Origin of the sequence: Rhizobium sp. C1 (assembly GCF_021026335.1) — a bacterium.
Classification (GTDB): domain Bacteria; phylum Pseudomonadota; class Alphaproteobacteria; order Rhizobiales; family Rhizobiaceae; genus Ensifer_A.
This window is the reverse complement of the sequence record NZ_JAJNCY010000011.1, coordinates 128,285-143,915: the sequence shown is the minus strand read 5'-3', so window position 1 is coordinate 143,915 and position 15,631 is coordinate 128,285. Positions and strand designations below refer to the sequence as shown.

Annotated in this window: 11 protein-coding genes; 10 read left to right on the top strand and 1 reads right to left on the bottom strand. The window is 61.2% G+C overall.

The window, feature by feature from the left end:
- The first annotated feature begins 7 nt into the window (after positions 1–7).
- From LQK83_RS19695 to LQK83_RS19650, 10 genes are all read left to right on the top strand, one after another.
- Complete coding sequence (locus LQK83_RS19695; protein ID WP_230839160.1) at positions 8–883, top strand: transglutaminase family protein; 876 nt, start codon at positions 8–10, stop codon at positions 881–883.
- Between the two features lie 228 nt (positions 884–1,111).
- Positions 1,112–2,323: a vWA domain-containing protein gene (locus LQK83_RS19690; protein WP_230839157.1), complete on the top strand. Its 1,212-nt coding sequence runs from the start codon at positions 1,112–1,114 to the stop codon at positions 2,321–2,323.
- Positions 2,324–2,496: 173 nt separating this feature from the next.
- Complete coding sequence (locus tag LQK83_RS19685; RefSeq protein WP_230839155.1) at positions 2,497–4,953, top strand: glycogen/starch/alpha-glucan phosphorylase; 2,457 nt, start codon at positions 2,497–2,499, stop codon at positions 4,951–4,953.
- The gene (glgB, locus tag LQK83_RS19680; protein WP_230839154.1) at positions 4,953–7,163 is read left to right on the top strand and encodes a 1,4-alpha-glucan branching protein GlgB; all 2,211 of its coding nucleotides are present in this window, start codon (positions 4,953–4,955) and stop codon (positions 7,161–7,163) included. The genes LQK83_RS19685 and glgB overlap by 1 nt, the downstream gene beginning before the upstream one ends.
- A gap of 23 nt (positions 7,164–7,186) precedes the next feature.
- Positions 7,187–8,452 (top strand): glucose-1-phosphate adenylyltransferase, encoded by a 1,266-nt coding sequence (gene glgC, locus LQK83_RS19675; RefSeq protein ID WP_230839153.1) that lies wholly within the window; start codon positions 7,187–7,189, stop codon positions 8,450–8,452.
- 4 nt (positions 8,453–8,456) lie between these two features.
- On the top strand, positions 8,457–9,896 hold the full coding sequence (glgA, locus tag LQK83_RS19670; RefSeq protein ID WP_230839151.1) for a glycogen synthase GlgA: 1,440 nt from the start codon (positions 8,457–8,459) through the stop codon (positions 9,894–9,896).
- 3 nt (positions 9,897–9,899) lie between these two features.
- Positions 9,900–11,528: an alpha-D-glucose phosphate-specific phosphoglucomutase gene (locus LQK83_RS19665; RefSeq protein WP_230839149.1), complete on the top strand. Its 1,629-nt coding sequence runs from the start codon at positions 9,900–9,902 to the stop codon at positions 11,526–11,528.
- 79 nt (positions 11,529–11,607) lie between these two features.
- Positions 11,608–11,994, top strand: coding sequence for a DUF302 domain-containing protein (locus LQK83_RS19660; RefSeq protein WP_230839147.1), 387 nt, complete (start codon positions 11,608–11,610; stop codon positions 11,992–11,994).
- 111 nt (positions 11,995–12,105) lie between these two features.
- On the top strand, positions 12,106–14,064 hold the full coding sequence (glgX, locus tag LQK83_RS19655; protein WP_230839146.1) for a glycogen debranching protein GlgX: 1,959 nt from the start codon (positions 12,106–12,108) through the stop codon (positions 14,062–14,064).
- Positions 14,065–14,122: 58 nt separating this feature from the next.
- Positions 14,123–14,605, top strand: a complete 483-nt coding sequence (locus LQK83_RS19650; RefSeq protein ID WP_230839145.1) for a MaoC family dehydratase — start codon at positions 14,123–14,125, stop codon at positions 14,603–14,605.
- On the opposite strand, the gene LQK83_RS19645 is transcribed toward LQK83_RS19650, so the two are convergent.
- On the bottom strand, positions 14,598–15,533 hold the full coding sequence (locus tag LQK83_RS19645) for a LysR substrate-binding domain-containing protein (protein WP_230839143.1): 936 nt from the start codon (positions 15,531–15,533) through the stop codon (positions 14,598–14,600). The two genes, LQK83_RS19650 and LQK83_RS19645, sit on opposite strands and share 8 nt — an antisense overlap.
- Positions 15,534–15,631 lie beyond the last annotated feature (98 nt).

Sequence of the window (15,631 nt, the reverse complement as noted above, 5' to 3'; positions counted from 1 at the left end):
GGCTTTCATGCTCTACGACATCAAGATCAAGATCGCTTATGACTACGACGTGCCGGCCTCCGGCGCGCGGCACATGGTCCGCGTGTTGCCAATGTCGATCCCCGGTCGGCAGCGGCTGATTGCGGGGACGGTCGCGATCGTGCCGGCGCCGGAAGAGCGGGTCGATATGGTCGATTTCTTCGGCAACACGGTGACGTCGGTCTATTTCCGTTCGGCGCATTCGCATTCGGAAGTCAACATGCAGGCAAGGGTGCAGGTGGATGTGCAGGCGCCGGGCCTTGGCCTTTCCTGCCGCGCCGATGCGATTGCCAGCGAATTGCAGGCGGTCGCCTCGATCGGGCCGGATTCGCCCCATCATTTCGTCGGCGAGAGCCCCAAACTGCGCGACATCCCGGTGATCGCTGCCTATGCCCGCAGCTTCTACAGGCCGGACCTGAGCGTCCACGAAATCGCGCGGTCCATCTGTGCTGATATCTACAAGACGTTCAAATACGATCCCAATGCGACGGATGTGGATACGTCGGCGGCGGAAGCCTTCGAACTCAAGGCCGGGGTCTGCCAGGACTTCACCCATATCATGACCTCTGCGCTGCGCAGCCTGGGCATTCCCGCCGGTTATGTCAGCGGTTATCTCCGCACGATCCCGCCGCCCGGCAAGGAACGGCTGGAGGGGGCGGATGCCATGCATGCCTGGGTTCGGGTCTGGGCCGGCCGCGATGCCGGCTGGCTGGAATTCGACCCGACCAACAATATCCCGGCCGGGCCGGATCACATCGTCGTCGGCTATGGCCGCGACTATTCCGATGTTGCGCCGATCATCGGGGTGCTGCGCAGCTATGGCCGGCACAACAATGTCCAGTCCGTGGACGTTGTGCCGGTTTGACCGGCTTTCAGGCGGGACTTGTTTCCGTCGATGGGGAAACTTCAATTTTAGATAATTTCGATTTAATAATTCATGTATTGATTAAATGGACGGCAATATATTCGCGTTAACTTACTTTCAATCGGCCATAATCGTGCATAAAAAGACTTCGGGCGATCGTCTTCTTTGGGGCGTTGCATCGATATTCCGGCCTGGGCTACGGAATGCGATGTAAGAACGGGGGATTGCGTGTTCATTCTTCATCATTGGCATCAGCTTCTGTCTGAGTTTCTGGCCGACAGAAAAGGGAATTTCGCAGTCATTTCCGCATTCCTCATTCCGGTCGGGGTGGCATCGGCCGAGCTGGCGATGGATATTTCCAATGTGATGGCGGAGCGGACGAGAGTTCAGGCTGCGGCGGATTCGGCGGCGATCGCGGTGGGGGCCGCACTTGCCAATGAAGAGATGACGGTTGATCAGGCCAAGCAATTTGCCGTCAATTTCGTCAAGGGGCAGCTGAATCAGGAACTGGGCGCAATCGCACAGAGCCAGCAGCAATCGGGCCCGACAGGTCCCTATGCAGGTTTCGATATCGGCAATTGCACACAGGTCACGGCGACCCAGGGCACCGGGGTCGGAACGACGAAGGTCTTCGATGTCACGGTTTCCACCTGCCTTCAGAAAAAGCTGACGGTGCTTGGCGCGTTCTATTGCGGCAGCGTCCAGACCCTGAAGGCGACCGGTTCGACGAAGAGCATGACAGCGTCCCAGAAGGCGCTCTCCATGTATCTCGTGCTCGACCGTTCCGGATCCATGGCGGAAAATACGGATACGGTTACGGGGACGGCGACCTATAGCTATTCCTGCGGTTGGCGGAAGACCTGCACGGGAACCAAGACGACCTACCTGACGAAGATCGATGCGCTGAAACAAGCGGCGGATGCGCTGCTGAAGCAGATCTCCTCGGCCGATCCCGACCAGTATTATGCCCGTCTCGGGGCGGTGTCCTACAACTCGGCGATGGATACGCCGCAGGCGCTGGCCTGGGGCACGGTCGCGGTGTCGAATTATGTGAATGCGCTGCTTGCCTCCGGCGGAACGGATTCCAGCAATGCCTTCAAGCAGGCCTATCAAGCGGTGACCTCGACAACGGAGGTCAGTCTGCACCAGACGAAAAATGGCCAGACGCCGGACAAGTTCATCGTCTTCATGACCGATGGCGAGAACAATTATACCTCGGCAGATACCGCCACCAAGCAATGGTGCGACAGCGCGCGGGCGGCCGGCGTACAGGTCTATTCCATCGCCTTCATGGCGCCGGCAACCGGGCAGGCGCTGCTCAGCTACTGCGCCACCGACGCCCGACATTTCTTTGCCGCCAACAATGCCGGCGACATGATCGCCGCCTTCAAATATATCGGCGAAAAAGCCGTTTCGGCGACCACGCGCCTTACACAATAAGTTGCTCATAAATCTGAGGAAATGCGAACGGCCGGGAAAGTCCTCCCGGCCGGTTTGCTATGCACCGCGGGAATTTCGCAATTGCAAAATCGCGGTTGCAACGCTCCGGGAACAATGCATTAATTGGCGTCATTAACCGATTAAGTCATGTTGAAACAGGCTGGATTGTACCGATGAATATACCGTCTTCCGAAACGCTCACGCCTGCTCCGCGCACCTCAGATCCGGAGCAGCTTGCGACAGAACTGCTGGAACGACTGAAGTATCGCATCGGCAAGGATCCCAAGGTCGCAAAGCCGCATGACTGGCTGACGGCCGCCATTCTGGTGGCGCGCGACCGGGTGACCGACAACTGGATGGATAGTACCAAGCGCACCTATGCGGAAGGCCGGAAGCGCGTCTATTATCTCTCGCTGGAATTCCTCATCGGCCGCCTGATGCGCGACACGATGACCAATATCGGCATCATGGATGAGATGCGCATCGCGCTTGCTTCGCTCGGCGTCGATATCGACGTGATTGCGGAGCTGGAGCCGGATGCGGCGCTGGGCAACGGCGGTCTTGGCCGGCTGGCGGCCTGTTTCATGGAATCGATGGCGACGGTGGACGTGCCCGCCTATGGTTACGGTATCCGCTATGTGCACGGCCTCTTCCGTCAGCAGATGTCGGACGGCTGGCAGGTGGAGCTGCCGGAAAACTGGCTGGCGCACGGCAACCCCTGGGAGTTCGAGCGTCGTGAAAGCTCCTACGAGATCGGTTTCGGCGGTTCGGTCGAGACGGTCGATGTCGGCGACGAGGCGATCCGCTATGTCTGGAAGCCGGCCGAGCGGGTGATCGCGACGGCTTACGACACGCCGGTCGCCGGCTGGCGCGGGCAGCGCGTCAATACGCTGCGGCTGTGGACCGCGACGCCGATCGACCCGATCCTGCTCGAGGCCTTCAATGCCGGCGATCATATCGGCGCGCTGCGCGAGAGCAACAAGGCTGAAAGCCTTGCCCGCGTTCTTTACCCGGCTGACGCGACGCCAGCGGGGCAGGAACTGCGTCTCAGACAGGAGTTCTTCTTCTCTTCGGCTTCGCTGCAGGACATTCTGCGCCGTCATCTTCAGCAATATCCGGATTTTACCTCGCTGCCCGATGCGGTCGCCATCCAGTTGAACGACACGCATCCGGCCGTCGCCGTCGCCGAACTCGTGCGTCTGCTGATGGATGTGCACGGCCTCGATATCGAGCAGGCCTGGGGCATTGCCAAGGGCACGTTCTCATATACGAACCATACGCTTCTGCCGGAAGCGCTGGAGAGCTGGCCGGTGCCGCTGTTCGAGCGCCTGCTGCCGCGCCACATGCAGATCGTCTATGCGATCAATGCGATGATCCTGATGGAGGCGCGCCGCCAGAAGACACATACCGACCAGCAGATCCGCTCGATCTCGCTGATCGACGAGGGTGGCGAACGGCGTGTGCGCATGGGCAATCTCGCTTTTGTCGGCTCGCATTCGATCAACGGCGTCTCGGCGCTGCATACCGAGCTGATGAAGGAAACGGTGTTTGCCGACCTGCACCGGCTCTATCCCGACCGCATCAACAACAAGACGAACGGCATCACGCCGCGGCGCTGGCTGATGCAGTGCAATCCGGGTCTTCTGTCGCTCATTCGCGAGGCGATCGGCGACAAGTTCATGGACGATACCGAAGCGCTGAAGGATCTCGAGAAATTCTCGACCGACTCTTCTTTCCAGGAGAAGTTCGCGGCCGTGAAGCGCGAGAACAAGGTTCGTCTCGCCAGGGTGGTGCGCGAGCGCATGGGTGTGCGGCTCGACCCGTCTGCGATGTTCGACATCCAGACCAAGCGCATTCACGAATACAAGCGCCAGCTCCTCAATATCATCGAAGCCATCTCGCTTTACGATCAGATTCGGTCTCATCCGGAACAGGATTGGGTTCCGCGCGTTAAGATCTTCTCTGGCAAGGCAGCGCCGAGCTATCACAATGCGAAACTGATCATCAAATTGGCCAACGACGTCGCCCGTGTCATCAACAACGACCCCGCAGTGCGCGGGTTGCTGAAGGTCGCCTTCATTCCGAACTACAATGTGTCGCTGGCCGAAATCATCATTCCGGCCGCAGACCTCTCGGAACAGATTTCGACCGCCGGCATGGAAGCCTCGGGCACCGGCAACATGAAGTTCGCCCTCAACGGCGCGCTGACCATCGGGACGCTGGACGGCGCCAATGTGGAGATGCGCGATCATGTCGGCGCGGAGAATATCAAGATTTTCGGCATGACCGCCGAAGAGGTCGCCAAGATCCGCGCCGAGGCCTACAATCCCCGCGCGATCATCGAGGAATCGAAGGAATTGCAGCAGGCGCTGTCGGCCATTGCCTCGGGCGTCTTCTCGCCGGGCGACACGGGCCGCTTCTCGGATCTCGTCGACGGGCTTTACAGCCACGACTGGTTCATGGTCGCCGCCGATTTCGATGCCTATGCCAAGGCACAGCGCGAGGTGGACGCCCTGTGGGCCGATGTGCCGACATGGTACACAAAAACAATTCTGAATACCGCCCGCATGGGCTGGTTCTCGTCTGATCGTACGATCAGGCAATATGCGCGTGAAATCTGGAGAGCTTGATGGGGAAACATCCCGAACCACCGGGTGCGACAAGCGAACCGGTGGTGCCTGCCCCGGAGGAGATCAGGGCGATCATAGACGGGTTGCATACCGACCCGTTCGCCGTGATGGGGCTGCATGAGATCGATGGGGTCTTTCAGGTCCGCTGTTTCATTCCCGGCGCCGAAAGCGTCGAGGCGGAGACGATCGGCGGCAAGCTGATCGGTACGCTCGAGCGTCTGGATCGCGATGGCTTCTTTGCCGGCAAGGTCGAGATTGCACATCGGCAACCCATTCTTTATCGCGCCCGGCGCGGGTCGTCGGAATGGACCGTTGTTGATGCCTACAGCTTCGGGCCGGTGCTTGGCCCCATGGATGATTATTACATCCGCGAGGGCTCGCATTTGCGGCTCTTCGACAAGCTCGGCGCGCATCCGATGATGCTTGAGGGCGTGTCTGGCTTCCATTTCGCCGTCTGGGCGCCCAATGCGCGGCGCGTTTCCGTCGTCGGTTCGTTCAACAACTGGGACGGGCGCATGCATGTGATGCGGCTCAGGCGCGATACCGGCATCTGGGAAATCTTCGTTCCCGACGTTCCGGTTGGCGAGGCTTACAAGTTCGAGATCGTCGGGCCCGATGGCACGGTTCTGCCGCTGAAGGCCGATCCGTTTGCGCGGCGCTCGGAGCTTCGGCCGCAGACGGCCTCGGTGACCACCGGGGAGCTGCATCAGGATTGGGAGGATGCCGCGCATCGTGCCCACTGGTCTTCGGTCGATGCCCGCCGCCAGCCAATTTCGATCTACGAGGTTCATGCGGGATCGTGGAAGAAGCACCCGGACGGGCGGTTCTATTCGTGGGACGAAATGGCGGATCATCTGATCCCCTATTGCGTCGACATGGGCTTCACCCATATCGAATTCCTGCCCATCAGCGAGTTCCCTTACGATCCGTCCTGGGGTTACCAGACGACCGGCCTCTATGCGCCGACCGCCCGTTTCGGCGAGCCAGAGGGCTTTGCCCGCTTCGTCAACGGGGCGCACAAGGCGGGGCTTTGCGTGCTGCTCGACTGGGTGCCGGCGCATTTCCCGATGGATGCGCACGGGCTGCGCCAGTTCGACGGCACGGCGCTCTACGAACATGCCGATCCGCGCAAGGGCTTCCATCCCGACTGGAACACGGCGATCTACAATTTCGGCCGCAACGAGGTCTCATCCTTCCTCGTCAACAACTCGCTCTACTGGGCGGAGAAGTTCCATATCGACGGACTGCGCGTCGATGCGGTCGCCTCGATGCTCTATCTGGATTATTCGCGAAAAGAGGGCGAGTGGATCCCGAACGAGCATGGCGGGCGCGAGAACCTTGAGGCGGTGAGCTTCCTGCAGGCCATGAACAAGGCCGTTTATGGAAGCCATCCGGGCATCGTTACTGTGGCGGAGGAGTCCACCTCGTGGCCGAAAGTGTCTCAGCCGGTTCATGTCGGGGGTCTGGGCTTCGGGTTCAAATGGAACATGGGCTTCATGCACGACACGCTGCAATATTTCGCCCATGAGCCGATCCACCGGAAATATCATCACAACGACCTGACCTTCGGCCTCGTCTACGCCTTCTCGGAAAACTTCGTCCTGCCGCTCAGCCATGACGAAGTCGTGCATGGCAAGGGCTCGCTGATTGCCAAGATGGCGGGCGACGAGTGGCAGAAGTTTGCGAACCTGCGCGCCTATTACGGGTTCATGTGGGGTTATCCGGGCAAGAAGCTGCTCTTCATGGGGCAGGAATTCGCACAATGGGCCGAATGGAACCACGCCAAGGAACTCGACTGGCACATCACGCAATATCCAACGCATGGCGGCGTGCAGAGGGCGGTGAAGGATCTCAACCGGCTCTATCGCGACACGCCGGCGCTGCATGCGCGGGACTGCGAGCCGGAGGGCTTCGAATGGCTGATCGTGGACGATCACGACAATTCGGTCTTTGCCTGGCTGCGCAAGGCGCCGGGCGAGAGGCCGGTCGCCGTGATCTCCAATCTCACGCCGGTCATGCGCGAGAATTACGAGGTGCCATTGCCCGCAGAGGGGCTGTGGCGGGAAATCTTCAACAGCGATGCGGAGATTTATGGCGGCAGCGGCAAGGGGAACGCCGGTGAAAGCCATGCCCGCAAGACCGGGTCGGGACGGGTGGCGGCAAGCCTGCTTCTGCCGCCGCTTTCGACCATCATGCTGGAACTGGCATAGCAATATCAAACGGGAGGACTGCCATGACAAAGATAAGAAGACCGCAACCACTCGCCCGCGACGCCATGGCCTATGTGCTTGCCGGCGGGCGCGGCAGCCGCCTGAAGGAGTTGACCGACACGCGCGCAAAGCCGGCCGTCTATTTCGGCGGCAAGACGCGCATCATCGACTTCGCGCTCTCCAACGCGCTGAACTCCGGTATCCGCCGCATCGGAGTCGCGACGCAATACAAGGCGCATTCGCTGATCCGCCACCTGCAGCGCGGCTGGAACTTCTTCCGCCCCGAACGTAACGAAAGCTTCGACATCCTGCCGGCCTCGCAGCGCGTTTCGGAAACGCAATGGTACGAGGGGACGGCCGACGCCGTGTTCCAGAACGCAGACATCATCGAGCCCTATGGTCCGGAATATATGGTCATCCTGGCGGGCGATCATATCTACAAGATGGACTACGAGATGATGCTGCAGCAGCACGTCGACAGCGGTGCCGATGTCACGATTGGCTGCCTGGAAGTGCCGCGCATGGAGGCGACCGGCTTCGGCGTCATGCATGTCGACGAGAAGGACGTCATCATCGACTTCGTCGAGAAGCCGGCCGACCCGCCGGGCATTCCCGGCAATCCGGACATGGCGCTCGCCTCGATGGGCATCTATGTCTTCCACACCAAGTTCCTGATGGACATCCTGCGCAAGGATGCGGCGGACCCGAATTCCAGCCGCGACTTCGGCAAGGACATCATCCCCTATATCGTGCAGCACGGCAAAGCGGTGGCGCATCGCTTCGCGCAATCCTGTGTGCGTTCCGAGACCGAGGCGCATGCCTATTGGCGCGACGTCGGGACCGTGGACGCCTACTGGCAGGCCAATATCGACCTCACGGACATCGTGCCGGAACTCGACATGTATGACAGCAGCTGGCCGATCTGGACCTATTCCGAGATCACGCCGCCGGCCAAGTTCGTGCACGATCTCGAAGGCCGGCGCGGTTCGGCGGTGTCGTCGCTGGTCGCGGGCAATTGCATCATTTCCGGTGCCTCGATCCACAAGACGCTGCTCTCGACCGGCTGCCGCATCAACTCCTTCTCCAAGCTCGACCAGGCGGTCGTGCTGCCGGAGGTCGTGGTCAGCCGTCATGCAAGGCTCACGAATGTCGTGGTAGACCGTGGCGTCATCATTCCGGAGGGTCTCGTCGTCGGCGAGGACCCGGAACTGGACGCCAAGCGCTTCCGCCGCACCGAAAACGGGATCTGCCTCGTCACACAGGGCATGATCGACAGATTGGGACTGTAAACGCATGAAGGTTTTGTCGGTCGCTTCAGAGATCTATCCGCTGATCAAGACCGGCGGCCTTGCCGACGTGGCGGGCGCCCTGCCGCTTGCCATGCGGCATCATGGCGTGGAGATGCGGTCGCTGATCCCCGGCTATCCGGCCGTGATGGCCAAGGTGGGCAAGACGAAGAAGGTGGCGACCATTCCGTCGCTCTTCGGGGTCAAGGCGACCATTCTCTTCGTTGTGCATGAGGGGCTCGAACTCTACGTGCTGGATGCGCCGGCGTTCTTCCAGCGTGATGGTGGGCCGTATACCGACGCTCTCGGCAAGGACCATCCAGACAACTGGAAGCGCTTCGCGGCACTTTCGCTCGCCGCAGCAGAGATCGCGGCGGGGCTCATCCCGGCGTGGAAACCGGATCTGGTCCATGCGCATGACTGGCAGGCGGGGCTTGTGCCCGCCTATATGCGCTATGGTCGTGCGCCGGAGACCCCTTCGGTCATCACGGTGCACAATATCGCCTTCCAAGGGCAATTTTCATCCGCCATCTTTCCGGAACTGGCGCTGCCGCCTCAAGCCTTCTCGGTGGACGGGATCGAATATTACGGCGATGTCGGCTTCCTCAAGGGCGGTTTGCAGATGGCCTATGCCATCACCACCGTCAGCCCCACCTATGCACGGGAAATCCATCAGGGCGAGTTCGGCATGGGGCTGGAAGGGCTGATCCGGGCGCGCGCCAGCCATGTCAGTGGCATCGTCAACGGCATCGACACGGCGGTCTGGGACCCGCTGACGGACCCCATGCTTCCACAGCCTTTCTCGGCCAAGCAACTCGCCAAACGCGCGGCGAGCCGCGAGGCGGTGATGCGGCATTTCGGCCTCGACGGCGACGGGCCGATCTTCTGCGTCATCAGCCGGTTGACCTGGCAGAAGGGCATGGACCTGATGGCCGAAGTCGCCGGCGACATCGTCGCGCAGGGCGGCATGCTGGCCGTTCTTGGTTCCGGCGACCGCGCACTGGAAGGCGGGCTTGTGCAGGCTTCCTATTACCACCGCGGACGCATCGGCGTGCATGTCGGCTATGACGAGCCGCTGTCGCATGTCATGCAGGCCGGCTGCGACGCCATTCTCATTCCCTCACGTTTCGAGCCCTGCGGGCTCACCCAGCTTTATGCGCTTCGCTATGGCTGTGTGCCGGTCGTGGCGCGCACCGGCGGACTTGCGGATACGGTGATCGACGGCAACGAGGCGGCACTCGCAGCGGGTGTCGCGACCGGCTTCCAATTCTCCAACATATCCGCCGACGGGCTGCGGCAGACGCTGGCGCGTGTCTTCGATGTCTGGCACCAGCCTGACACATGGCGACAGCTGCAGAAAAACGGCATGAAGTCCGATGTTTCCTGGGACAAGAGCGGCGCGGCCTATGCCGCCCTCTATGCCCGGCTCGTTTCGAAAGGCAATTAATTGATGATCAAGACCGTCGCCACCACTCCGTTCGAAGGCCAGAAACCCGGCACGTCGGGCCTGCGCAAGAAGGTACCCGTCTTCGCGCAGCCGAATTATGCCGAGAACTTCATCCAGTCGATCTTCGACAGTCTCGAAGGCTTTGCCGGTGAGACGCTGGTGATCGGCGGCGACGGGCGCTATTTCAATCGCGAGGTCATCCAGATCGCCATCAAGATGGCCGCCGCCAACGGCTTCGGCAAGGTGATGGTCGGGCAGGGCGGCATTCTCTCGACGCCGGCGGCTTCGAACGTCATCCGCAAATACAAGGCCTTTGGCGGCATCGTGCTTTCGGCCAGCCACAATCCCGGCGGTCCCACGGAAGATTTCGGCATCAAATACAATATCGGCAATGGCGGACCGGCGCCTGAAAAGATCACTGACGCGATCTTTGCCCGCACCAAGGTGATCGACACCTACAAGATCGCCGATGTCGCGGATATCGACCTCGACAAGGTCGGTACGCAGACGGTTGAAGGCATGACGGTCGAGGTGATCGATCCGGTTGCCGACTATGTGGAGCTGATGGAAAGCCTGTTCGACTTCGGCGCGATCCGCGCGCTGATCGCCGGCGGCACCCGCGTGATCATCGACTCCATGGGTGCCGTGACCGGGCCTTACGCCAAGGAAATCCTTGAGAAGCGCCTTGGCGCGCCGGCGGGCTCGGTGCGCAATGCGATGCCGCTGCCGGATTTCGGCGGGCATCACCCGGACCCGAACCTCGTGCACGCCAAGGAACTCTATGACGATGTCATGAGCGCGGAAGGCCCGGATTTCGGCGCGGCCTCCGATGGCGATGGCGACCGCAACATGGTGGTCGGCAAGGGCATGTTCGTGACGCCGTCCGACAGTCTCGCGATTATCGCGGCAAACGCGACCGTCGCCCCCGGCTACAAGCGCGGAATCGCCGGTATCGCCCGCTCCATGCCGACGAGTGCGGCGGCTGACCGCGTGGCCGAAAAGCTGGGCATCGGCATGTACGAGACGCCGACCGGCTGGAAGTTCTTCGGCAACCTGTTGGACGCCGGCAAGGCGACGGTGTGCGGCGAAGAGAGCTTCGGCACGGGCTCGGACCATGTGCGCGAGAAGGACGGTCTGTGGGCCGTGCTGTTCTGGCTCAACATTCTCGCCGCCCGCAGAGAGAGCGTCGCCGAGATCGTCAAGGCGCATTGGGCCGAATATGGCCGCAACTACTATTCGCGCCACGACTACGAGGAAGTGGACACGGACGCCGCCAACGGCCTGATGACCCATCTGCGTGACAGCCTCGCCTCGCTGCCGGGCCAGACCTTTGGCGCGCTGACCGTCGAGGCGGCGGACGACTTCGCCTATCACGACCCGATCGACGGTTCCGTCTCGAAGAACCAGGGCATCCGCATCCTGTTCAAGGGCGGCTCCCGCGTCGTCTTCCGCCTCTCGGGCACCGGCACAGCGGGTGCGACGCTGCGCGTCTATGTCGAACGCTACGAGCCGGATGCGGCGCGCCACGGGATCGAGACGCAGGAAGCGCTCTCCGATCTGATCGCGGCTGCCGAGCATTTTGCGGAGATCAAGACGCGGACGGGGCGTGACAAGCCGACGGTGATCACCTGATCCACTAAATCGGACACCTGTCCTTGAATTTGAGCTCCTTATTACATATATATTTCCATATGTAATAAGGAGCACGGCAATGACCTACGCATTCACCAAGACCATCGACATGCCCTTCGAGGCTGCAATCACGTATGTCACCGACGCACTGAAGTCCAAGGGCTTTGGTGTGCTGACGACGATCGACGTCAAGGCGACGATGAAGGCAAAGCTCGACAAGGACATGGCGCCCTACACGATCCTAGGCGCCTGCAATCCCGGCTTCGCCTACAAGGCTCTGCAGGCGGAGGCGCTGATCGGCACGATGCTGCCGTGCAATGTGGTCGTCCGCGAGACCGATGACGGCAAGATCGAGGTCGCTGCGGTTGATCCGGCAGCCTCCATGCAGGCGATCGACAATCCGGCGCTGGCATCCGTCGCGGGCGAGGTTCAGACCATGTTGAAGGATATGGTCGCGGGACTTTAAAGGCGCGGCTTCTTTCAGAGGCCGATACTATCAAACCTTGCAAAGCCTTCCCGCTCCTTCCGAAAGCGTCTAAGACTGTCGAATTGATTTTCGACAGTCCCGGATTCGCGCATGCAATCTCCCAAGCTCGGTGCAACGCTTCTTTCGAACGGTACGCAATTCGGCGTCTGGTCTGAGCATGCGGCGGCTGTCGACCTTTGTCTTTACGCCCCAGACGGCAGGACGGAAATCGTCAGGTTGCCGATGGAGCGAGGGATCGACAATGTGTTTCGCGTGTTCGCGGAAGGTCTGGGGGAGGGCGCGCTTTACGGGTTGCGGGCTTCTGGTTCCTATGCGCCGGATCATGGACTGTGGTTTGACGAGTCGAAGCTGCTTGTCGATCCTTATGCGAAGGAGCTCGACCGGCCATTCGTCTATTCGCCGCGGCTTTCGACATTTGGCGATGATACGGCCGATATCGTGCCGAAGGCGCGGGTGGTGGGGCAGACGCTGGTCAGCGTCGAGCCGCCGCGGTTCAGGTCCGGTGGCTTCGTCTACGAGATTGCGGTGAAGCCCTTCACAATTCTCAACGAGGATGTGCCGGCGGCGCAGCGGGGCACGGTCGCGGCGCTGGCCGATCCGTCGGTGATTGCGCATCTGAAGCGGCTGGGCGTCGATGCGATCGAGCTGATGCCGATTACCGCCTGGATCGATGAGCGGCATCTGCCGCCTCTCGGGCTTTCGAACGGCTGGGGCTATAATCCGATTGCCTTCATGGCGCTCGATCCGCGTCTCTGCCCCGGCGGGGTGGCCGAATTGCGCGAGACGGTTGCGGCGCTGCATGCCGAGGGGATCGGCATGATCCTGGATCTCGTCTTCAACCATTCCGGCGAAAGCGACCGCTACGGGGCGACGCTCTCCATGCGCGGGCTCGACAATCTCGGCTACTATCGCCACCTGCCGGAAGAGCGCGGCATTCTGGTCAACGACACAGGTTGCGGCAATACAGTCGCGCTGGATCATCCCATCACTGGTGGGCTGGTGGTGGATACGCTGGCGCATTTCGTCTCCGAGGCAGGCGTTGACGGCTTCCGTTTCGATCTGGCCCCGGTGCTCGGGCGCGAGGAGAATGGGTTCAACCCGAATGCGGCGCTGTTCCAGGCAATCCGGAGCCATCCGCTGCTTTCTGACAGGGTCATGATCGCCGAACCGTGGGATATCGGGCCGGGCGGCTATCAGCTCGGGAATTTCCCGGACGATTATCTCGAATGGAACGACCGGGCGCGTGACGACATGCGCCGCTTCTGGCGCGGCGACGGACGCATGGTTGGCGCGTTGGCGACGGCGCTTGCCGGGTCCTCTTCAATCTTCGGACGTTATGGCGGCAAGCGGACGCGAAGCGTCAATTTCCTTGCGGCGCATGACGGGTTCACGCTGTTCGATCTCGTGTCGCATGCCCACAAGCATAACGAGGCCAATGGCGAGGAAAACCGCGACGGCCACAACGAGAATTACAGCTGGAACAACGGCGTCGAGGGTCTGACGGACGATCACGCCGTCAATGCCGCGCGGCGGCGCGATGTGAAGGCGCTGCTCGCCACGCTGTTTGCGGCGCGCGGCACGGTCATGCTCACCATGGGTGACGAGGGCGGGCGCAGCCAGCAGGGCAACAACAATGCCTATTGCCAGGACAATGCCATCACCTGGCTCGACTGGGCCACGTTGGACGAAGAACTGGTGCTCTACACGCGCTTCCTCTCCGGCCTGCGCAAGCGCTTCGATGTGTTCTCCCGGGCTGATTTCTTCACCGGCGTGGATGAGGATATCTGCTGGCTTTCGCCCACCGGCGCGCCGATGTCCGTTGGCGAATGGGAGGCGGAAGAGCAGGGGCAGCTCGGGATGGTCGTGAAGACGCGCGATGGGTCGAAGGGGGTCGCAACGCGGCTTGCCGTGCTGTTCAACCGCGGTGGTGGGCCGGTTTCGTTCCGGCTGCCGGGGCTGCTCTGGCGCGAGCTTGAGGGCGGACAGAGCGGCGCGACATTTACCGTGTCGGCCCGCAGTGTTCTCTTTGCCGTTGAAGAACCGCAATAATTCCTGCATGTTCCCGGCCTATTCTTTGTCTTACGATTGATCTTGCACGGAATTTCTCATGCCCCCGAAAATTCACCTGAAGGACGTCCCCGCGCTCATCGGCACGGAGGTGGGTGTTTCCGACTGGATCACCGTCGATCAGGCCATGATCGACAAGTTCGCAGATGCGACGCTCGATCACCAGTTCATCCATGTCGATCCGGAGCGCGCGAAGGACACGCCCTTCGGCACCACGATCGCCCATGGCTTCCTGTCGCTGTCGCTGCTGTCGGCCATGAATGCCTCCGGCGCGCCGCAGATCCTCGAGCAGAAGATGGGGATCAATTATGGGTTTGAGAAAATCCGCCTCATGTCGCCGGTCAAATCCGGCGCGCGGGTGCGCGGCCGCTTCAAGATCGACGATGCCCGCTTTCGCGGCGGCAATATGCTGATGATCACCTATAATGTCACGGTCGAGATCGAGAACGAGACGAAGCCGGCGCTGACGGCCATGTGGATCATCATCGTCCAGTTCGACCCCGAGGACCGGCCCGCTATGTGAGCGGCCGCTCCTGCTGCTCGATTTCCAGCGCCTCGCCCAAGATCCATTCGCGGAAGGCAAGGATACGCGGGTCGTTGGCACTCTGCTCCGGATAGACCAGAAAATAGGCGAACTCGGCCGGGATGCGGATGCCGAGTTCGAACGGCTGGACGAGGCGGCCTTCCGCCAGATCGTTGGCGACGATGGCAAAGTCGGCGAGTGCAACGGCAACGCCGCTGAGCGCCGCTTCGATCGCATCCGAGGATGACGAGAACGAAAGCACGTTGCGATCGTCGAAATCCCGAATGCCGGCGGCGGCCATCCACATGTTCCAGTTCGGCCATGTAATGCCCTGACCCGACCAATCGACATGCGCGAGCGTGTGCTGGAGAAGGTCAGCCGGCTCTTTCAGCGGCCGCTCGGCATTGAGAAGGCGCGGGCTGCAAACTGGGACGATGACATTGCCGAAGAGGCGCTCCGACCTCAGGCCATCATAGTGGCCGGTGCCGAAGCGGATGGCGATGTCGATATCGTCGAGGTCGAAATTGCGCGTGTCGTAGGAAATGTCGAAGCGCAGGTCGATGCCGGGGTTCAGCCGGCGGAACTGCACCACCTTCAGCATCAGCCATTTGGTGGCGAGTTCGACCGGCACGCTGATACGCAGCGCCGTCGAGCCGCGCGAGAGTTTCTGGATGCGGGAGGCGGCGCGCGTCAGCGTTTCGATACTGTCTTCCGCCGCGTCGCAGAAGATCGTGCCCGCCTCCGTGAGCCGCAGGCTGCGGCCGGCCCGGTGAAAGAGGATGGCGCCCAGCTGATCCTCGATCTCCTTGATCTGATGGCTTACGGCCGCCGGCGTCAGTCCCAATTCATCCGCCGCGCGGGTGAAATTCAGGTGTCGGCGCGCTGCCAGCAGGGTCTTGAGCGCTCTGGTTCCTGGGATGAACAGCATCGTAACTTCAAAAATAATTTGAAACAGAGAGAAAAATTATCAGTTTCTCTTTTTCTTATCAATGCGTCATAAGCTCTCTCACAAGGAAGCATCAAAGA